Source organism: Brevibacterium aurantiacum (genome assembly GCF_900169065.1).
In the GTDB taxonomy this organism is placed as follows: Bacteria; Actinomycetota; Actinomycetes; order Actinomycetales; family Brevibacteriaceae; genus Brevibacterium; species Brevibacterium aurantiacum.
In genome coordinates this window covers 58,151-78,832 of record NZ_FXZB01000004.1, presented here as the reverse complement: position 1 = coordinate 78,832, position 20,682 = coordinate 58,151, and the positions used below count along the sequence as shown (strand labels likewise).

Genomic DNA, 20,682 nt, shown 5'->3' with positions numbered 1-20,682 from the left:
ACGAAAATCCCCCAACCACCTCGGCGATGGTTGGGGGATTCTCTGTCGTTCAGAAGAGTCTCAGAGCCTCAGTGACTCAGGCGAGGCCCAGACGGTCACGCAGGTTGTCGACCTCGGCGCGGAGTTCGGCAGGAACCGAATCTCCGAGCTGCTCGTACCATTCTTCGATGAGTCCGAGCTCGGTCTCCCACTCCTCGGGCTTGATCGCGAGAGCCTTGCGCAGCTGCTCGTCGGTGAAGTCGAGGCCCTCGGTGTCCAGACCGCCCTCAACGGGGGTCAGGCCCAGCGGGGATTCGGCTGCGTCGGCGGTGCCGGTCACACGCTCGAAGACCCACTTGAGAACGCGCGAGTTCTCGGAGAATCCTGGCCACAGGAACGAGTTGTCGTCATCGCGACGGAACCAGTTGACGTAGAAGATCTTCGGCAGCTGGGCACCCTCGGTGTTGCCGATGTCGAGCCAGTGCTGCAGGTAGTCACCGACGTTGTAGCCGATGAACGGACGCATGGCCATGGGGTCGCGGCGAACGACGCCGACGGCTCCGGTGGCGGCTGCGGTGGTCTCCGAGGAGAGCACCGAGCCCATGAACACACCGTGGTTCCAGCTCTTGGTCTCGGTCACCAGCGGCATTGTGGTCTTGCGGCGACCGCCGAAGAGGATGGCCGAGATCGGCACACCGTTCGGGTTGGTCCACTCGGGAGCCAGGGTCGGGACGTTGGCGATCGGGGTGCAGAAACGCGAGTTCGGGTGAGCGGCTGGAGTCTCCGAGTCCGGGGTCCAGTCGTTGCCGCGCCAGTCGGTGAGGTGCGCTGGCTTCTCGTCGGTCTTGCCTTCCCACCACACGTCGCCGTCGTCGGTCAGTGCGACGTTGGTGAAGATGTTGCCGCCGGCTTCGATGGCGCGCATCGCGGTCGGATTGGTGGTGTAGCCGGTGCCCGGTGCGACGCCGAAGAGGCCGAACTCGGGGTTGACGGCGTAGAGCTGGCCGTCGTCGCCGAAGCGCATCCATGCGATGTCGTCGCCCAGGGTCTCGGCCTTCCAGCCGGGAATGGTGGGCTCGATCATGGCGAGGTTGGTCTTGCCACAAGCCGAGGGGAACGCGGCGGCGATGTACTTGACCTCGCCCTCCGGGCTCGTGAGCTTGAGGATGAGCATGTGCTCGGCCAGCCAGCCCTCATCGCGGGCGATCGACGAGGCGATGCGCAGCGCGTAGCACTTCTTGCCCAGCAGGGCGTTGCCGCCGTAGCCGGATCCGAATGACCAGATGGAGCGGTCTTCGGGGAAGTGGGTGATGTACTTGGTGGAGTTGCAGGGCCAGGCGACATCTTCCTGACCGGGCTCGAGCGGAGCGCCGACGGAGTGCACGCACTCGACGAAGGTGCCGCCGTTGGCCACGATCGCGTCGAGGGCGTTCTTGCCCGAGCGAGCCATGACGAGCATGGAGAGCACGACGTAGGGGGAGTCGGTGACCTCGATGCCGAACATCGGCTGGTCTGCCTCAGCATGTCCCATGACGAAGGGGATGACGTACATGGTGCGTCCGCGCATCGAACCGGTGAAGAGAGGCTCGAGGGTCTTCTTCATCTCGGCTGGAGCCATCCAGTTGTTGAGCGCGCCGGCGTCCTTCTCCTCTTCGGAGCAGATGTAGGTGCGGCCTTCCACACGGGCGACGTCCTCGGGGTCGGAGGCCGCGTAGAATGAGTCCTTGGTGCCGGTCAGGCGAACGATCGTGCCGGCTTCGACGAGCTGGTCGGCGATAGTGGCCTTCTGCTCTTCCGAACCATCGACCCAGACGATGTCGTCGGGGGTGGTGAGGGTGGCGACCCGGCTGACGAACGACAGCACCGACTCGTTATCGGTCGGTGCGTTCTTCAGCTGGTCAGCGACGACGTCATGGTCGAGGACAGTCATGAGTGGTCTCCTGGTCAATCGGGATTACGGGGTTCTGCCTGGCGGCTGGTACATCTCCACCGTAGGACGCGGGTGACCCGGAAAATCCTGGTTTTGAGTCACGCGAAGATGTGCATTCGATCACAACGGCATCACGAAAGACGCAAATGAGTCATTTAGGTGACGTGTATTTGCATAGTGATGATCGTTTCTTGCAGAAGTTGTTCCAGCGTGAAAATCGCAGTCCTCGCTCCCTCGCCGAGGTGGTTCTCGGCTCCCGTGAGAGGTGGACCTAACTTCTACCTCTTGTAGAATTAGGGGCAGTCGTCGGCAGTATTGGCGCCTTCGACTTCATTTGAAACCCCTAAGGAGCATCATGCCCCGCACCACCATCGGACTCGGCGTCGTCCTCATCGCCGTCGGTGTTATTGCCTATGTCGCCACCGCCTTTGCCAGCTGGACCGCGCTGATCCCAGCCATTCTGGGTGCAGTCCTTCTGATCTGCGGCCTCATTGCTCTGAAGAAGCAGAAGCTCGGAATCCATATCGCCCTTGTCGTTGCGATCTTGGGTATCTTCGGCACCGCGATGAACGTCATGCAGATCGGCGCACTCATCGCCGGTGAGGCTGAACGGCCCGCCGCAGTGATCACCAGCATCATCACCTTCGTGCTGCTCATCATCTACGTCGTCATGGGCGTGCGGTCCTTCATCGCCGCCCGTCGGTGGAAGAATTCGGCACAGACGGAGTCCGCGCAACGATAGTCTGCGCGCTGTTGTCGAGTGGGGCCGCCGACTGCCATCGAGGCGGGCGCGGCTCCACTCAACCGAAGTCGCAAATGTGGCGAAGCGCACTCGGCCCGAATTTGAGCTTGAGTGAATTCGGTGTGTATAGTTGTTCGAGTTGCAGGGCGTGAGTCCGAGCGACATGCGCCACTAGCTCAACGGATAGAGCATCTGACTACGGATCAGAAGGTTGGGGGTTCGAATCCCTCGTGGCGCACAGTTAGAAAGCCCCTCACCAGCGGAAACGCAAGGTGAGGGGCTTTTTCGATCCCTGCCCACAGAGAAGCCAGCTCGGCGCTAGGATTGACCCATGGCCGCAATCACTGCCGATGACGGTGTCCGTCTCGAGTACACCCAAGCCGGAGACCCCTCCGGCCGCCCGGTAGTGCTGCTGGCCGGGTTCAAGGCGCCGGCGACCAGCTGGCGCTACCAGGTCGGAGCGCTGACGCAGGCAGGCTTTCAGGTGTTCAGCGTCGATCTGCGCGGCCACGGAAGCGCCGAGCATCCCAATGCCGGAGTGACCATGGAACGCCGCGGCCAAGACATGGCACAGGTCCTGGAAGCCTTGGACCTCACCGATGTTCTCCTCGTGGGCGGGTCCATGGGCGGCAACACCATCTGGTCCTACCTGTCCCAATTCAGCGCCGACCGCATTGCCGGAATCGCCATCGTCGACCAGACTCCGAAGATGCTCAATACTGCAGACTGGCCTCACGGCTACTACGGCTTCGACGAATCCAACGCCGATACCTACTTCGCCGAGGAGATCCCTCCCACCGGACACGGCACACCCATCTGGAAGAGGGGCAGGCGCCTGCTGCGTCTGCTCAAGGCGATGAAGGATGTGGACAGGACACTCACCCGCGGAGAGCTCGCATTGCTGAATGACCATGCCAAGGCCGATTGGCGCCCCGTGATCGAAGGGACGGATGTACCCGTGCTCTTCGTCGCCGGAGCCGAGAGCGAGCACTGGCCAGCATCGCACGCGGCCGCATCGGCAGGACTTGCTCCGATCGGTACGTCGGTGATCATCCCTGACGACGGGCATGCGGCCAACATCGAACAGCCCGAAGCGTTCAACGAGATCCTGCTCGACTTCGCGAAGTCCCTTTAGCGGCAAGCAGTGCATCTCGCTGTTCAGGGGACAGATGCTTGACCACTTCGCGCATCGTCACACCCGAGGCGCGATGGGCGCGGGGCAACATCCACTCGAAGACCATGTCCGGACGTGTGCGGGCCGTTTCGCGCAGCACCCACCCGATGGCCTTGCGGATGAAGAACTCCTTCTCCTCGAGCATGGCGTCGGCAAATCGCGTGAATCGCTCAAAGTCTCCGCGTCCCTCCTGCAGCGGTTTGAGGTGGGCCAGCAGTGCAGACCGTCGGATCCAGAAATCTTCGTCCCCAGACCAGCGTTCCAGCACCGGATCGAATTCCAGATCGTATTCGGCCAGAGGACCGACAACATCCCCAGCGAGGGGATCGACAAGGGCCCAGGTACGGGCCTGTCGCAGCAGTCGTTCCAGGAAGTCACTGTCACCGGCGCCGAGGTGGTCCTGCGCTTGGGTGATCACCATCGTGGCCGCGCTGCGGAGATCAAAGACAGGAGCGTCGATTCCGATGGGCGCCGGGTTCCACAGCGCCTCGGCAAGTTCGACGAGCACTTCGTGATCCAGTTCCGCAGTGTGCAGAGCCGAGCGCACCACAGCCCGAGTATCGGGCACGCCGACGCCGTAGTGGACGAGCTCGCTCTTGAGGTAGGCCTGGTCTTTGGCGGCGCGTACGGAAGAGCCACGAGCACGCAGTTCGCGCTCGATCACCTCGGCGAGGGAATGCGCAGTGGATGCAGCTGATGACATGGCACGATCATCTCACCGCACGACGAAGAAGGGCAGCACATAGAAAAACCCACGCACACAGCGATGTCACTGTGTGCGTGGGCTCCTGGAATGGCTCAGTCAGTCAGGTGGGTCCTGCTCAGTCCGTGCCGGCGTCGAAGGCTGCGGAGAGACCTGCGAGGTCACTGGCTGCATCGACATCGGCACCCGAGTTTGCGATCTCCTCGGCGCCACCGGCTTCGAGTGAGCCGACGAGCTCCGAGGTCGGGCCCGAGACGATGCCCATGGCCGCGTACTGCTCGAGGCGGGCGCGCGAATCGGCGATGTCGAGGTTGCGCATGGTCATCTGACCGATCCGGTCCTCGGGGCCGAAGGCGGCATCGCCCACGCGCTCCATCGACAGCTTCTCCGGGTGGTAGGACAGGTTGGGGCCCTGGGTGTTGACGATCGTGTAGTCGTCACCGCGGCGCAGGCGCAGGGTGACCTCACCGGTGATCGCCGAGGCGACCCAGCGCTGCATCGATTCGCGCAGCATGAGTGACTGCGGGTCCAACCAGCGTCCCTCGTACATGCGGCGACCCAGACGGCGACCCTCTTCGTGGTAGAGGGCGATGGTGTCTTCGTTGTGGATGGCATTGAGCAGGCGCTCGTAGGTGATGTGGAACAGCGCCATGCCGGGAGCCTCGTAGATGCCGCGCGACTTGGCCTCGATGATGCGGTTCTCGATCTGGTCGGAGACGCCGAGTCCGTGCCGGCCACCGACCTCGTTGGCCTTGAAGACCAGGGCCACGGGATCGTCGAACTTCTCACCATTGATCGACACGGGACGGCCGGCCTCGAAGCCGACGGTGACCTCTTCGGTGGCGACCTCGACGTCATCGCGCCAGGCGGCGACACCCATGATCGGATTGACGATGTCGAGTCCGTTATCGAGGAACTCAAGGCTCTTCGCCTCGTGGGTCGCACCCCAGATGTTGGCATCGGTGGAGTACGCCTTATCGGCGGAGTCGCGGTAGGGGTAGCCGTGCTCGACGAGCCATTCGCTCATCTCCTGGCGCCCGCCGAGTTCCTCGACGAAGTCCGCGTCGAGCCAGGGCTTGTAGATGCGCAGCTTCGGGTTGGCCATGAGGCCGTAGCGGTAGAAGCGCTCGATGTCGTTGCCCTTGTAGGTCGAGCCGTCGCCCCAGATGTCGACGCCGTCTTCCTTCATGGCGCGCACGAGCATCGTGCCGGTGACCGCACGGCCCAGGGGAGTCGTGTTGAAGTAGGTCTTACCGCCGGAGCGGACGTTGAAGGCACCGCACTGCAGAGCGACGAAGCCCTCCTCGACGAGGAGACGCTTGGCATCGACGAAGCGGGCGATCTCCGCGCCGTACTCCTTGGCACGTTCGGTCACCGATTCAAGGTCGGGCTCGTCATACTGACCGATATCGGCCGTGTAGGTGCAGGGGATGGCGCCCTTGTGGCGCATCCATGCGACCGCGCAGGACGTATCCAGTCCGCCGGAGAAGGCGATTCCAACGTGCTCACCGACAGGGAGCGAAGACAATACTTTCGACATGCCGTCCAGCTTAGCGGCCAGAACAACCCATGTCGAATTGTTATGCATAGATCTGTATTTTTATGTGAATGAGCGGAACGGTTGGACCCTCGCCGAGGTGGTGGCGTGCTGGATCTCAGCGATTCGAGCGGTGGGAACGGATCGCCTCGGCGACGGCGATCGCATCGCCTTCTGGCGCGTTGGACTGACGATCGGGGCGAGCGATGACGAGGTAGGCGAAGCCAGCAGCCAACACCACGACCAGACCGATGAGAACGATCCAGTCGGTGAAGAACGAACCCGAGTCGCCGGGCAGTGAGAGCAGGACCATGGCGAAGAGACCGTAGGCCAACGCCGCGACGTTGACGAGGAAGCCCCACCCGCGCAGCGACCATGGACCAGCCGGCTTCCATCCCTTGACTCGCTGGCGCAGTGCGCCGAGAACGACCATCTGGAAGGCCAGATAGATGCCGAGGATCGCGAATGAGGTGACCGCGACGAGGATCCCGTCGTTGAACCAGATGAGCACGCAGATGAGGGCCGGGGCGATGCAGGCGACGATGAGTGCGTTGCGCGGAACCTTTGTGCCCTCGGTGACCTTGGACAGCCAACGGTGGCCGGGCATCATGCCGTCACGGGCGAAGCTGAAGATCAGCCTCGACGCTGCGGCCTGGAGGCTGAGGACACAGGAGATGAACGCGAGGATCGCGACGAGGAGGAAGATCTTCGCACCGACTGCGCCGAGGCTGCCCTCGAGGATCGAGGGAATCGGATCCGCAACCTCGCCGGCGACGATCTCCTCGAGGTTCGGGGCCGCGAGGACGTATCCGCCGAAGGAGAACAGTGCCGAGACCGCGCCGCCGACGATCGTCATGAGCATGGCCTTGGGGATGCCGCGAGCGGGATTGGAGACTTCCTCGGCGACGTCGCCGCAGGCCTCGAAGCCGTAGAAGAGGAATAGGCCGGCGACCGCGGCGCCCAGGAACGTCCCGACGTAGCTGCCGTCACCGGCGGTGCCCATGGTGTCGAAGAAGACGGAGAAGCTGTGTTTGCGCTCAAAGATGAGGAGGAAGAGTCCGAGGCCGATGACGCCGATGAGCTCGGCGAAGAGTCCGATCCGGGCGATGCGCGCCAGCCATTTGGTGCCGCTGAAGTTGATGGCCAGAGCCAGGACCAGAAGCGCCAGGCTCACGGCGAGCGTGGTGTTGCGGTTGAGTTCGAAGCCGAGCAGGCTGGCGGCGAATCCGGAGCCGAACTCCGACACCGAGGTGATGGTGACGATGAGCGCGCAGATGTAGACCCAGGCTGCCATCCAGGCGTAGCGCTTGCCCCAGAGTCTGCGAGCCCACGGGTAGATTCCGCCGGCGATGGGGAACTGGGAGACGACCTCGCCGAAGACCAGGGCCACGAGCATCTGACCGCAGGCGACGATGACGATCCACCAGATCGACGGCGGTCCGCCGGTGGAGAGCGCGACGGCCATGAGCGAGTAGACGCCGACGAGCGGCGAGAGGTAGGTGAAACCGAGGGCGAAGTTCGCCCACGGGCTCATCGACCGCTCGAAAGAGTCGTTGTAGCCGAGGACGGAGAGATGATCTGCGTCCGAGAGATGGGGTTTCGGGGTTGGTTCAGTCATGGGATTGCGCCTTTGCACGAATCGACGGTGATACAACGGTGCTCATCGTATCTCAGAATGTGGATGGGGTGGAGCGTCTGGATGCAACGGGCCGGGTGGAAGGTCAGGGCCGCTCGCCCATGCGGACGAGAGCGATTTCACCCACGAGGCGGAGGTGCCCGGTTCTGCGACAACGTAGGTTGGATCGTAGAGACTGTGCAGGATATGAGGAGGAGCCGTGAGCATGGGAACGGATCGCAACGATAAGGTCATCGTGGACGCAGAGCCGACAGCTGCCTCGGCGGGGGAAGAAGTCGACGCCAAGGGGCGACCGTTGGCGATTGCGCCTGCCAAGGTGCCGTGGCTCGAGTTCGCAGTCTTCGTCGCTGTCGCGGTGATCCTCGCCTGGGTCGTGTGCCTGCCGCTGTGGCTGAGCGGCGAGGGCATCGGAAACGTGATGCTCGTACAGGTCACGGGGATGGCCATGATGTTCACCCCGCTGATCGCTGTGGTTGTGGCGATGCTCATCCAGCGCCGACGCACCGGCGAACCCCGGGCCAGCATTGTCAGGTACCTCGGCATCTGGCCGCTGCGTCCCTTCGGCCGGGTTCTCGGGATGACCGCGCTCGCCTTCTTCGGTGTCTTCGTGCTGGTTGCTGTGGCCTACCTGTTGGGTGCGGCCTTCGGATGGATGCAGGTTGATCTGCTCGGTCTCTCTGGCTTCAAGGCGCAGTTGGCGCAGCTGCCCGGGTTGGAAGACATCCCGGTGGTCGTGGCTGTGATCGGCTATCTGGGGCTCATGGTTCTGGGGTCGGTGCTCAACGTGCTCGTCGCCTTCGGTGAGGAAGTCGGCTGGAGAGGCTGGCTGCTGACGAGCCTGCGTCCCCTCGGCACCTGGCCCGCACTCATCATCGTCGGAGTCATCTGGGGTCTGTGGCACGCACCGCTGATCCTGCTCGGATACAACTTCGCTCGCCCCGACATCACCGGCCTGGCGTTCATGGTCGGCGGGTGCATCATGCTTGGCATCCTGTTCGGCTGGCTGCGGCTGCGCACCGGTTCGGTCTGGCCGGCCGTCGCCGCGCATGCCGCCCTCAACGGTTCGGCGGGGATGCTTCTCGGACTCTTCATCGATGGATCCGCCGAGGCGCCGGACATGGCTTTGGTCTCGTTCTTGGGAGTATCCGGTTGGATCGTCTCGGCGATCGTCATCGCCGTTCTCGTCGTCACCGGCCAGTTCCGCAAACAGCCCGAACTGGGTATCAAGGCGCCGAAAGCGCCCGTGCCTGCAGTGAGTCCGACAGAGGCGCCTACAGCGAGTCCGACAGTGACGCCTGATGGCGAAGTGCTTTGAGGCTGAGGTCGGGCATCCGTTAGGCTCAAAACCCCCAACCTCAAGGAGAATTCCATGGCATTCGGATCATCGTTGCTGCAGACGGCAGGACGCGTACTCACCGCACCGATCTTCATCACCGGCGGCTACTCGGCACTGACGAGTCCCGGCGGGCGAGTTGCTGCTGCCGCTCCGACGCTCGATGCGATCCGCGAATACGTGCCGGTCCTGCCCGAAGACGATGAACTCCTGGTCCGTGCCAACGGCGGACTTCAGCTCCTCGCCGGGACCACCATGGCGTTGGGCTTCAAGCCGCGCCTCTCCGCGCTCGCCCTGGCCGGATCTCTGGTGCCGACCACGCTGGCCGGTCACGCCTTCTGGGACATGGACGGCGCCGACGCTGCCGCACACAAGACCCACTTTTCAAAGAACGTCGCGGCATTGGGCGGGCTCCTCCTGGTTGCAGGCGCTCAAACGACCAAGCAGGCAGCTAAGAAGGCGGCACAGAAAGCCGCGAAGAAGGCTCAGAAGAAGGCACTGAAGCAGGGCTGAGCAACTCTGGCAGCTGATCAGCGGCAGAGCCGGGTCCAAGGGGGCTCGGTTCCAACCAATGTTATGGGTAGTGTGACGAACATGCCCGAAAAGAATGACGGCACCGCTGAGTCTCAGGGTGCTGAGACGGAGTCTCTTAGTTCCGAGTTGGACGAGATCATCACCTTTCACGATGTCGATGACTCCGACATGTGGGTTCGGTCCGGTCTGCCGCGCGCACCGATCGCACTCGTCGACCATGATTCTTCCTGGAACGAGCAGTATTCACATCTGTCGGAGCTGATCCTGTCCGCGCTCGGGCCTCTGGCATTGGGCATCGAACACGTGGGCTCCACCTCGGTGCCGGGACTGGCGGCGAAGCCCATCATCGACATCGCGCTCGTCGTCCCCAGCCCAGGTGAAGAGATTGCATACCGACCTCATCTGCACTCGATCGACTTCGAACTCGTGATCCGCGAACCTGCCTGGTATCAGCACCGAATGTTCAAGCACATCGACGCTGGAACCGGAACTTTGCTCACCCCACTGTGCAATCTCCACGTCTTCGGCCCGCGGTGCCCGGAAGTCGCCCGCATGCGAATGTTTCGGGACCGACTGCGCAGCCATCCCGATGATCGGGACCGCTATCAAGAGGCGAAGCTGCGCTCCGTTGCCAAGGCCAACGCCGCCGGTGAGACGGTCATGGAGTACAACGCCCGCAAACATGACGTGATCAGGGACATCTACCGCAGCATCTTCCGCTCCGCAGGATGGAATTGAGCGGCTTCGCCGCGGTCCCTGGAAAACTCCAAGCAAGCGCCTATGCTCGAGGTATGGGCAAGGCACTTCTCATCGTGGACATCCAGAACGACTTCACCGAGGGCGGGGCGCTCGGCGTCAACGGCGGTGACCGTGTTGCCGAAGAGGTGACGCGCTACGTCGACACCCACGCTGACGAATACGACGCGATCATCGCCTCTCGCGACTGGCACGATGCCGACAGCGACAACGGCGGCCACTTCAGCCAGGATCCCGACTTCGTCGACACCTGGCCAGTCCACTGCGTCGCGGACACAGAGGGCGCAGCGTATGACCCGCTGCTCTCCGTCGATGCCATCACCGACCACGTGCGCAAGGGCCAGGGCACCCCTGACTACTCCGCCTTCCAGGGGACGACGGAAGCGGGGGAGCACCTCGGCGATCTGCTGACGAGGCTCACCATCGCCGAGGTGGACGTCGTCGGAATCGCGACCGATCATTGCGTACGCGCCACGGTCCTCGACGCGCTCAAAGGCGGTTGGTCCGTGCACGTTCTGCAGGACCTCATCGCGGGCGTCGGCCCGGACTCATCCACTGTGGCCCTGTCCGAGATGGATGCGGCGGGCGCCACGATCGCCTGACGTAACTGTGCAGGTCACACGGCACGAAACCGCGTCTGCTGCGTTTACTCCATCGAAAGTTGCAGATTTAGTCTGAACTCCTAGGCGATGTTTCCAGCTCAGAAAATTGATGAGCTTGAGACATGAACACAACACTGACGAAAAGCGCGCACACACTCGTGTCGAAGCGCGGTTCGTGGTTCGTCCTCGGCGGGATCGTCATCCTTGTCACCCTCCTCTTCGGGCTCCTGTCCGGACCAGGCGAGGACCGGGCCAACGAATCAGCTCCGGCCGACTCCGAATCCACCCAGGCCGCCCAGCTCCTGCAGAAGTTCCCGGACGCCGACAAGCAGTCGGTCATGGTCGTCGCCTCTCACGAAGACGGTTCGACACTGAGCTCGGACGAACAGGCCGAACTGGGCAAGCTCGGCGGCACGCTCGGGGACTACATCGACTCGACCCAGAACGGAGATTCGAGCCAGAACGGCGAGTCATCCGATGCAGCGGACTCCGCGGCCGGTGACGATGCGTCCCAGGCCAGCCGACCGATCATGAGCGAGGACGGCAAGGCCGCGCTGCTCATGGTCCCCATCGAGGTCGGACTGACCAACTCCGACACCGCTGAGACCGTCGACGGGCTCCGCGACTTCATCGCCGATGACTCGCAGGCCGGTGCGCTCGAGGATTCCGGAATGTCCCTTCTGGTCACCGGTGGACCCGCGATCGGCGCCGACATCGCCTCTGCCTTCGGCGGCGCGGACTTCACGCTCCTCATCGTGACCATCGTCATCGTCGCCCTGCTGCTCATCATCACCTACCGCTCGCCGATCCTGTGGCTGCTGCCCCTGATCGTCATCGGCACCGCCGACGGGCTCGCCTCCACGGTGACCGGGGCCATCGGTGACGCACTTGACCTGCAGTTCGACACGGGCATCATCAGCGTCCTCGTCTTCGGCGCCGGAGCCAACTACGCGCTCCTGTTCATCTCCCGCTACCGCGAGGAGCTGGGCCGCGAATCCGACCACCGTCTGGCACTGGGATCGGCCTGGACCCACACCGCCTCGACGATCCTCGCCTCGAACCTGACGGTCGTCCTGTCCCTGCTCAGCCTCGTCTTCGCCGTCATCCCGGGAACCCGCGGACTGGGCATCGCCGCAGCGGTCGGACTCCTCATCGCCGCAGCCGCCGTGCTCTTCGCACTGCCACCGGTTCTCGCGATCTGCGGCAAGGGCGTGTTCTGGCCCTTCGTCCCCAAGGTCCAAGACGCCACCGATGAAACGGCTGCCACCGATGAGACGGCTGCTGATGAAGCGTCCGCAGCCACGCCAGCGGCCAAGCCCTCAATCTGGAGGACCATCGCGACTCGCGTGGTCAAGAAGCCGGGCATCCACCTCGACGCCGGAATCGTCATCCTCGGTGTCATGGCCACGGGACTCATCGGCACCTCGGTGGGACTGGACCAGTCCGAGAAGTTCCGCGTGCAGTCCGAATCGGCGCAGGGTCTCGACGTCCTGTCCGAGCACTTCCCACCCGGCGAATCGCAGCCGATCTGGATCGTGGCCGACTCATCCCATGCCGATCAGGTTGCAGACTCCGTGGCCGACATCGATGGGGTCGTGCGCGCCAACGTCATCGATGAGACGACGACCGAGGGGTCCTCGATCTCGAAGGTCATGGTCACCGGCGAATACGAACCGGACAGCCCCGCAGGCCTCGACCTGATCACGGACATCCGCTCCGACGTCCACGCGATCGACGGTGCGAACGCACAGGTCGGCGGCGCGGCGGCCACCGAACTCGATGTCCGTGACGGCAACGCTCAGGACTTCCTGACGATCGCGCCGATGATCCTGGCCATCAGCTTCATCATCCTGCTCGGCATCCTCCGTGCACCGCTTGTGGCCGGAACGCTGCTCGTGGTCAACGTGGCATCCTCGGCCGCGGCGATCGGCCTCGGCGCTTTCCTCAGCCGAGCGATGTTCGGCCAGGCAGTCCTCGATGCTCAGGTTCCGATCCTCGCGTTCCTGTTCCTCGTGGCACTGGGCATCGACTACTCGATCTTCCTCTCCCACCGGGCGAAGAAGGAATCGGTCGTCCACGGTGCTCGCCAGGGAATGATCGAAGCCATCAGCCACACCGGCGGCGTGATCACCAGTGCCGGCATCGTTCTGGCCGGAGTGTTCGCGGCGCTGGGCATGCTGCCGCTGATGGTCCTGGGGCAGCTGGGACTCATCGTCGGCGTCGGCGTCCTCGTCGACACCATCCTCGTGCGCACGGTCATCGTCCCGGCCATCATCAGCCTGGTCGGCAACAAGATGTGGTGGCCCAACAAGGCGATCACGCACTCGAAGTACAAGTACTCCGGCGCGGATGCCGCGGCGGCCGGTGACGCCGATATTCGGGACGATCAGCCAGCAAACTCCGCCCACTCCTCGCAGGCCAGCAGCATGCAGACCGACGAGGCACAGGCTGACGGCGCTTCGACAGAGGGAACCCGCCTCCTGGTCGAGTCCGACCGGGACGAGGCCACAACCTCGGCGGGCCACGGTAGGCACTGATCAGAGCTGCTGAAAGCTGACGCAGTCAGTTGGCACAAGCGGGGCCTGGTCATCGAGACATCTCGATGACCAGGCCCCGGCTCCGTCGAAAAGCGCACGCGGGTGCCGCAGATGTGGTTGAGTTGGCAGGAATGACGACAAACGCGAGGAACGACTTGCAGGAAGGTGGGACCGTGGAATTACGCGGGTGGACAGAGCGAACGATGGAGATCGGCCAGCACGCAATGGCCCTGGCTCTCACCGTGATCTCGTGCATCCGCGCCATCGATGCCGGAGCCGCACCCCTGGCCGCATTCGCCGTGAGCATCGTCTTCCTCGGCTGGTACGCGCTCGGGGCTGTGAGAGCCGCCCGCAGCGGCGCCATCGTCCTGGCCAAATGGTGGCTGCTGGTCCTGGCCGTCGCCTGGCTGTGCACCCTGCTGGTGTCCGCCGAGTTCATCTGGATCGCCTTCGTCCTGTGGCTGCTCGCCGGTCACCTGTTCTCCCTGCGCATCGCAGTCGTCTTCACCGCGCTGACCTACATCGCGACGGTCGTGGCGCCCCTGGCCCACTACGGTGCGGTCGGCACCGCCAGCATCATCGGATCACTCATCGGTGCGGTCTTCGCGCTCGGACTCTCCCGCGGCTACATCGAACTCCTGCGCGAGGGGCGCCGGCGCGAAGAGCTGCTGCAGTCCTTGGAACTGGCCCACCAGAACCTGCTCGACCTCCAGGACGAACTGGCCCTGACCCAGCGTCACGCCGGCGAGATCCAGGAACGCACTCGGGTCTCCCGCGACATCCACGACACGATCGCTCAGGAGATCTCCTCAATCCGTCTCATCGCCCACGCCGAGGTGGACAGGACCAGTGATGCCCATGCTGCCCAGGTCCTGCGCCAGGTCGAAGACCTCGCCGCGCAGAGTTCGCGAGACGTCCGCCGCATCATCGCCGCCCTCGCCCCGGCCGAGCTCGAGGACGGTGCCCTGACCGCCGCCATCCGGCGTCTGCTCACCCGCTTGGAGGACGACACCTCCATCCGCGGTCGTGTCGAAGTCGATGAGACCGTGCCCTCTCTGCCTGCCGAGGTGGAGGTGGCGCTGCTGCGGACCGCGCAGTCCGCGCTCGCCAACGTCCGACAGCACTCCCACGCCTCACGAGTCATGGTCAGCCTGATGGATCTCGACGGGTCGATCCGCATGGACATCGTCGACGACGGTGTCGGCATGTCCGAACCCGAGGCGCGAAAGCGCGAATCGGATTCCGGGTTCGGACTCGACTTCATCGGGTCACGAATGCGCGAACTGGGAGGCGAACTCGTCATCGAGACGACGCCCGGTTCGGGCTTCGCGATCTCAGCCACGCTGCCCAACAACCCGACCCTGACTTCCCGACAGAACCACCTCGGCGAAGGTGGGGACGTCGAAGGACAACGCACACAAGGAGACAGCGCATGACGATTCGAGTGATCCTCGTCGATGACCATCCCGTGGTGCGGGCCGGCCTGCGGTCCGTCATCGACGCACCTGACCACATCGCCGTCATCGGGGAGGCCAGCACCGGTGAGGAGGCGCTGGAGCTGGTCGATGAGCTCGCGCCCGATGTGGTGCTCTGCGATCTGCGTCTGGGAGAGGGCATCGACGGCATCGAGGTGACGAAGCGGCTGAACGCGCGGCCGAGCAAACCCGCGGTCCTCATCCTCACGACCTTCGACAACGACTCGGAGATCGTCGCCGCTCTCAATGCCGGAGCGGCCGGATACCTGCTCAAGGACATCAACCCTGAAGACATCTCGACTGCGATCGAGAAGGCTTCGCGCGGGGAGACCTACCTGCCTCCCGAGATCTCATCGAAGGTCGTCGCTGCGATGCGCAACCCGGGCCCGAAGCTGACTCGCCGCGAACGCGACGTGGTGAAGCTGCTGGCCACCGGTGCCTCAAATGCGCAGATCGCGCAGGAGCTCTTCGTCACCGAGGCGACCGTGAAGAGCCATCTGGTCAATGTGTTCACGAAGCTCGGCGTCGAATCTCGGTCACGGGCAATCCGCGTGGCTGAAGACCAGGGACTGGTGTAACGGTAAAAGGTCAATGTGTCGTGCCCGGCGTCGTACCCGCGCGGACAGGGCAGAAAAGTTGTCCTGAAGTTCATCGACGTATTCGACCGATATGACGGTTCGCCTGAGCCGGCCCGGCCAGAATAGTGAGAATGGGCGAAGCGATGGCAGACGTGGGGAATGAGCGCAGGAATCCCGGCACGATCGGTGAAGTGTTCTGGGCGTTCCTGCGTCTCGGTGTGACCTCGTTCGGTGGACCGGTCGCCCATCTCGGGTTCTTTCGTGAGACCTTCGTCGCCCGTCGTAAGTGGCTCTCCGACGGCGCCTACGCGGACCTGGTGGCACTGTGTCAGTTCCTGCCCGGACCTGCCTCCAGCCAGGTGGGCATGGCGATCGGACTGCAGCGGGCGGGCCTCGGCGGACTGGTGGCTGCCTGGTTCGCCTTCACCATGCCCTCGGCCATCGTGCTCGTCGCCTTCGCCCTCGGCGTCGCAGCATTCGGTGGGGATACGGGCATGGGGTGGCTGGCCGGACTGAAGGCCGCCGCCGTGGCCGTGGTCGCGCAGGCGGTGCTCGGGATGGCGAAGAGCCTGACGCCGGACGCCAAACGTGCCACCATCGCCGGGGCCGCGATGATCATCATCCTGCTCATCCCGAGCCCGCTCGTCCAGGTGGCGGCGATCGTCCTCGGCGGTGTCGTCGGACTTGCCTGGCTGCGCCGAGAAGCCGCTCAAGACGAAGCGGCACGAGACAAAGCCGCTCAAGGCGGTGCGTCGAAGGGCCCGGATGCGGATGAGCAGTCCGATGGAGGCAGTGCGCGACCAGACTTCGGGGTGCGCACCTCTCGAAAGGTCGGCATCATTGCGCTGACGACCTTCGTGGTGCTGCTCGTGGCACTGCCGATCCTGACCGCATTCACCGGTGATGCGAGTCTGCGCCTGGTCGATGTGTTCTACCGAGCCGGTGCGCTCGTCTTCGGCGGAGGGCATGTGGTGCTTCCGCTGCTTGAAGCGGAGACCGTCGCGACCGGTCTTGTGGGCCACGATTCCTTCCTCGCCGGGTACGGCGCCGCACAGGCAGTCCCAGGACCCCTATTCACATTCGCCGCATTCCTCGGCGCCTCCACAACAACGGGGCCGACAGGATTGATCGGTGCGGCCATCGCGTTGCTGGCGATCTTTCTGCCTGCAGCCCTCCTCGTCATCGCGGCCTTGCCCTTCTGGGAGCGACTTCGCAGCGCGAAGGCCGTGCGCCGGGCCCTGCTGGGAGTCAACGCCGCCGTGGTCGGCATCCTCGCTGCAGCCCTCTACGATCCGGTATTCACCCAGGGCATCACCTCACCTGCCACTTTGGCGCTCGCCGTGGGCGTCTTCATCGCCCAGGTGAAATGGAAGCTGCCTGCCTGGGCCGCAGTCATCGCCGCTGGCCTGATCGGTTTCGTGTTCCTCTGACAGGTCGCGGAGACCACGTGCCGAGACGCATGTGGAGAGTCGCTACCCCTACGTGTGCACAGGAGTCTCAACACGGCGGCGTTGTGTCGAGGTGGGGAGTACGACTAGGGTGCGATCAGCGCAGAACGCGCCGAGAACACCGAACTGTAAGTTGAATAACTGATAAGTAACCGATTGGGGTGACGTGCCTGGTAGAACGCCTGTCGTCCCACGCGATGTGGCTCGAAATGTTGCCTGAACCTCGAACTCAACTGTGATGGTTCTTCTCCTGCAGGTAGGCTCATCCATGCAGATCGGCAGTCCGTGCCGGTCGAGACAGGTGGAGGCGAACTATGGCAGATGGGGACAAGACCCTGCCCGGTTCCCCCGACGAACCAGGCAAACGTCGCTTCGGTGCTCTTTCGGGAAACACCAAAGGCATCAAGCCAGCGGCAGCGCAGACAGAGCAGACCGGCGACAACGCCGCCTCACCCGTACCTCCTGCCGCACCCGTACCTCCTGCCGGATCGGCCGACCACGTTCCCGCGGTTGAGCTCCAGGCGGATCCGACCGAACCACCAGCCGACCCTGCACAGCTCCCACCGGAGGCCGGTGACGTTCCTGCTGGCCCAGCGGGTGCCGAGAATGGACGCGGAACAACCGAGCCGCCAAGCGCCGTCGACCCGACAGCTGAACCGCAGGACATAGCAGGACTGCCCCCACTGCCGCGCGCCGGCGACCTCACCTCGGCGAGCGAAGACGCCATCGTCGACCCGTCCGAGGCGATCCTCGAACGCATCGACCTCGATTCCTGGAAGTGGCCGGAGTACTTCGCGTTCTCACTGACTCGGATGGAGGAGATCTTCCCTGTCGGCGGCATCCCGCGTGGCATCGGCCCGGTCCGCGATCTTGTGACCGAAGAGAACGACTTCCGTCCCCTGCCCATCGACCGCGAGAAGTGGTCCGGTGCCGACGAGAAATGGTCGACCGTCGGTGACGTTCTGGCCAACACATTCACCGATGCGTGGATGGTCTCCCGCGACGGCATCGCGCTGGAAGAGGAATACGCCTGGCCGATGAAGCCGGCCCGCCAGCACATGCTGTTCTCGATCAGCAAGTCCATCGTCTCCGCCGTCATCGGCGCACTCACCGACGCGGGCCTTCTCTCACCAGACGACCTGGTCACCACCCGCGTGCCGGCACTGGCCGAGAGCGGATATGCCGGAGCGACCATCCGCGATCTTCTCGACATGCGATCGGGCATCAAGTTCTCCGAGGAATACCTCAAGGAAGGCTCCGAGATCCGGGCCCTGTTCGAGGCGGTCGACTTCGCGCCGCGGACAGCCACCTCGGCGAACGGAATCAAGGACTTCCTCAAGGGCCTGACCAGCGACCGCGAGCACGGCGGGGCCTACGTCTACCGCAGCTGCGAGACCGACGTCCTGGCCTGGATCTGCGAAGCCGTCGTCGGGCAGCCCTTCTCCGTCATCGCCAGCGAATACGTATGGTCGAAGATCGGTGCGGCCCACGCGGCCCAGGTCTGCCAGGACCGGTGGGGCGGTTCCATCGCCGACGGCGCCATCAGCACCACCCTGCGCGACCTGACCAGGTTCGGTGAGATGATCGCCCGCGGCGGCACCACCGCCGAGGGAGTGCGTGTCCTCTCCGGCCAGTGGATCGACGACATCTTCACCGGAGCGGCCGACTCCGCCCAGGTCTTCGCCGATTCCCCGTCCGGTCAGTCCTACCCCGGTGGCATGTACCGCAGCCAGTTCTGGGTGCCCTCGGCCAGCCGCGACGTGGTCATCGGCATCGGCATCCACGGCCAGATGCTCTACATCGACCGCGCCACCCAGACCGTGGGCGTCAAGCTCTCCAGCGACCCCCAGCCGGTGAGCCTGGCCCAGCAGCACGGGACCCTGGCCATGTTCGAGGCCATCGCCGAGGCGGTTCCCCCGAAGTCCGAATCCGCCGCTACGTCGCCGGTGGCGTCCGCTGCCGAACCCGTGAACGACGTCGGCACCGCCGCTCCCTCCGCACCAGTGCCGAACACTTCTGCAGTGGCGGCGAGCACTCCTGCACCAGGTGCCGCCGCACCGAACGCAGCCGCTCCGAACGATTCCGCACCTAGCGCTGCCGCGCCAGCCGCTGCTGCACCCAGCATCGCTCCGCAGCCGTACGTGGCTCAGCCCGGCATCATCTGACTGAGGCTCCAGTGCTGGATTCCGTCGCTGTGTGACGAAACGGACGCACCCTCTTGCCACCGGCGGTAGCATGGCTATCTGGAACGTTTTCGATCCCAGGAGGTAGCGCACCATGACTGATTTCTTCGATCGCGAGGGCGACGGAAAGTACGACAAGGCCTACAAGGAGACCACTCCGGATATCCTCAAGGCCTTCGGTGATTTCAACAATGCAGTCTTCGCCGAGGACGGACGCGAGATCCCGCTGAAGTACCGCGAACTCATCGCCTATGCCGTCGGACTGACGACCCAGTGCGCCTACTGCATCGATGCGCACTCGAACGCCGCGGTCAAAGCCGGCGCTTCGGAGACCGAGCTGGCAGAGACCGCCTGGACCGCCTCGGCGATTCGGGCCGGTGGAGCATTCGCCCACGGACGCCTCGGCTTCAAACTCACCGGAGTCCACGACCACAGCTGATCCGGGCGGTCTGATTGCCTAGACTGAAGAGCAATCATGACTGATGACTCCCGAACACCTCTGCGCAGAACACCCCGTTCGCAGCCGCACCGCATTCTCGTGCTGGCTCTGGACGGGGTGTCTGCCATCGACCTCGGCGTCCCAGTCCAGGTCTTCGGCCGCGGCTCCAATGCGGTCAGCGCCACCGACTCGGTCCACCCGGGCGGCATCCTTCCGGGCGGAACCTGGCCGTACTCGGTCGAGGTCTGCGGGGCCGCAGCCGGGGTGATCACCGGGGCCGACGGACTCTCCTACAGCGTCGATGTCGGCCTGGACGCCTTGGAGTCGGCAGAGACGATCATCATCCCCGGAGCCACCTCGGTCGTCGACGACGAACCATCGGCTGCCGTCGTCGGGGCTCTGCTATCGGCGTTCGAACGCGGCTCCCGAATCGCCGCGATCTCGACGGGCACCTTCGTCCTCGCGCGCACCGGTCTGCTCGCCGGCAGACGAGCCACGACCCACTGGTCGACTGCGAAGGAACTCGCCCGACGCTATCCCTCGATCGAGGTCGACGAGAATGTTCTGTTCATCGATGAAGGTGAGCTGCTGACCTCGGCAGGTGCAGCCTCGGCGATTGATCTCTGTCTCCACCTCATCCGCCGCGACCATGGCGTTGGCCTGTCCAACCAGGTCGCACGCAGGCTCGTCGCAGCTGCCTACCGCAGTGCAGGCCAGGCCCAGTATGTGCCGCGCAGCGTGCCGGACCCTCTTGGTGAGGTCTTCGCGGACACCCGCGAATGGGCGCTGCAGCACCTCGGTGAATCACTGACGCTGACAGATCTCGCGGCCAATGCAGGGGTCTCCGTGCGTACATTCTCACGGCGCTTCGTCGATGACACCGGCTACACCCCGATGCAGTGGGTGCTGCGGGCCCGCGTCGACCTGGCCAGGGAACTCCTCGAGAACAGTGATCTCGGCATCGAGCAGATCGCTGACCAGGTAGGACTCGGTACCGGTGCGAACCTGCGCATGCACTTCCAGCGCATCCTCTCGACGTCTCCCAACGAATACCGGCACACGTTCTCCGGCTGAGAAGTTCCCCGTTCCCACCTGC

General features: G+C 64.2%; 17 protein-coding genes and 1 tRNA gene. 14 read left to right on the top strand and 4 right to left on the bottom strand.

The genetic code is table 11. The annotated features are described in order from the left end of the window. Positions 1-76 precede the first annotated feature (76 nt). Complete coding sequence (locus BAUR9175_RS04010; RefSeq protein ID WP_009882546.1) at positions 77-1,909, bottom strand: phosphoenolpyruvate carboxykinase (GTP); 1,833 nt, start codon at positions 1,907-1,909, stop codon at positions 77-79. Between the two features lie 355 nt (positions 1,910-2,264). Here BAUR9175_RS04010 and BAUR9175_RS04005 point away from each other — a divergent pair, with 355 nt between their 5' ends. The 3 genes from BAUR9175_RS04005 to BAUR9175_RS03995 all read left to right on the top strand — a co-directional run bounded on the left by BAUR9175_RS04005 (position 2,265) and on the right by BAUR9175_RS03995 (position 3,786). Then, complete coding sequence (locus BAUR9175_RS04005; protein ID WP_009882545.1) at positions 2,265-2,651, top strand: hypothetical protein; 387 nt, start codon at positions 2,265-2,267, stop codon at positions 2,649-2,651. A 165-nt stretch (positions 2,652-2,816) separates the two neighbouring features. Further along, positions 2,817-2,889, top strand: a tRNA-Arg gene (locus BAUR9175_RS04000). Between the two features lie 93 nt (positions 2,890-2,982). Beyond that, complete coding sequence (locus BAUR9175_RS03995) at positions 2,983-3,786, top strand: alpha/beta fold hydrolase (RefSeq protein WP_096146291.1); 804 nt, start codon at positions 2,983-2,985, stop codon at positions 3,784-3,786. Here BAUR9175_RS03995 and BAUR9175_RS03990 read toward each other — a convergent pair. The 3 genes from BAUR9175_RS03990 to BAUR9175_RS03980 all read right to left on the bottom strand — a co-directional run bounded on the left by BAUR9175_RS03990 (position 3,749) and on the right by BAUR9175_RS03980 (position 7,683). Beyond that, the gene (locus tag BAUR9175_RS03990) at positions 3,749-4,528 is read right to left on the bottom strand and encodes a DNA alkylation repair protein (protein ID WP_009882543.1); all 780 of its coding nucleotides are present in this window, start codon (positions 4,526-4,528) and stop codon (positions 3,749-3,751) included. The two genes, BAUR9175_RS03995 and BAUR9175_RS03990, sit on opposite strands and share 38 nt — an antisense overlap. A 118-nt stretch (positions 4,529-4,646) precedes the next feature. Beyond that, complete coding sequence (argG, locus tag BAUR9175_RS03985; RefSeq protein ID WP_069600939.1) at positions 4,647-6,068, bottom strand: argininosuccinate synthase; 1,422 nt, start codon at positions 6,066-6,068, stop codon at positions 4,647-4,649. A gap of 115 nt (positions 6,069-6,183) precedes the next feature. After that, the gene (locus tag BAUR9175_RS03980) at positions 6,184-7,683 is read right to left on the bottom strand and encodes an APC family permease (RefSeq protein WP_101583023.1); all 1,500 of its coding nucleotides are present in this window, start codon (positions 7,681-7,683) and stop codon (positions 6,184-6,186) included. Between the two features lie 223 nt (positions 7,684-7,906). On the opposite strand from BAUR9175_RS03980, the gene BAUR9175_RS03975 reads away from it, so the two are divergent. The 11 genes from BAUR9175_RS03975 (at position 7,907) to BAUR9175_RS03925 (ending at position 20,660) form a co-directional block, all read left to right on the top strand. Further along, on the top strand, positions 7,907-9,016 hold the full coding sequence (locus BAUR9175_RS03975; RefSeq protein WP_009882540.1) for a CPBP family intramembrane glutamic endopeptidase: 1,110 nt from the start codon (positions 7,907-7,909) through the stop codon (positions 9,014-9,016). Positions 9,017-9,070: 54 nt separating this feature from the next. After that, positions 9,071-9,547: a DoxX family protein gene (locus tag BAUR9175_RS03970; RefSeq protein ID WP_096146293.1), complete on the top strand. Its 477-nt coding sequence runs from the start codon at positions 9,071-9,073 to the stop codon at positions 9,545-9,547. Positions 9,548-9,628: 81 nt separating this feature from the next. Continuing rightward, positions 9,629-10,306 carry a GrpB family protein gene (locus BAUR9175_RS03965; RefSeq protein ID WP_101556565.1) on the top strand — a complete coding sequence of 226 codons (678 nt, stop codon included), beginning with the start codon at positions 9,629-9,631 and terminating at the stop codon, positions 10,304-10,306. 53 nt (positions 10,307-10,359) lie between these two features. Next, positions 10,360-10,926, top strand: coding sequence for an isochorismatase family protein (locus tag BAUR9175_RS03960; protein WP_009882537.1), 567 nt, complete (start codon positions 10,360-10,362; stop codon positions 10,924-10,926). A 122-nt stretch (positions 10,927-11,048) separates the two neighbouring features. After that, the gene (locus BAUR9175_RS03955; protein ID WP_096146294.1) at positions 11,049-13,463 is read left to right on the top strand and encodes an MMPL family transporter; all 2,415 of its coding nucleotides are present in this window, start codon (positions 11,049-11,051) and stop codon (positions 13,461-13,463) included. 173 nt (positions 13,464-13,636) lie between these two features. Beyond that, a complete protein-coding gene (locus BAUR9175_RS03950) occupies positions 13,637-14,899 on the top strand; it encodes a sensor histidine kinase (protein ID WP_240513693.1) in 1,263 nt (420 codons plus the stop codon). Beyond that, positions 14,896-15,516: a response regulator gene (locus BAUR9175_RS03945; protein ID WP_009882534.1), complete on the top strand. Its 621-nt coding sequence runs from the start codon at positions 14,896-14,898 to the stop codon at positions 15,514-15,516. Before BAUR9175_RS03950 ends, BAUR9175_RS03945 begins: the two co-directional genes overlap by 4 nt. Before the next feature lie 131 nt (positions 15,517-15,647). Beyond that, positions 15,648-16,946: a chromate efflux transporter gene (gene chrA / locus BAUR9175_RS03940; protein WP_096146296.1), complete on the top strand. Its 1,299-nt coding sequence runs from the start codon at positions 15,648-15,650 to the stop codon at positions 16,944-16,946. A 332-nt stretch (positions 16,947-17,278) separates the two neighbouring features. Further along, positions 17,279-19,129 (top strand): serine hydrolase domain-containing protein, encoded by a 1,851-nt coding sequence (locus BAUR9175_RS03935; RefSeq protein ID WP_101583022.1) that lies wholly within the window; start codon positions 17,279-17,281, stop codon positions 19,127-19,129. 112 nt (positions 19,130-19,241) lie between these two features. Continuing rightward, on the top strand, positions 19,242-19,586 hold the full coding sequence (locus tag BAUR9175_RS03930) for a carboxymuconolactone decarboxylase family protein (RefSeq protein WP_009882529.1): 345 nt from the start codon (positions 19,242-19,244) through the stop codon (positions 19,584-19,586). Positions 19,587-19,622: 36 nt separating this feature from the next. After that, positions 19,623-20,660, top strand: a complete 1,038-nt coding sequence (locus BAUR9175_RS03925) for a GlxA family transcriptional regulator (protein ID WP_096146297.1) — start codon at positions 19,623-19,625, stop codon at positions 20,658-20,660. Positions 20,661-20,682 lie beyond the last annotated feature (22 nt).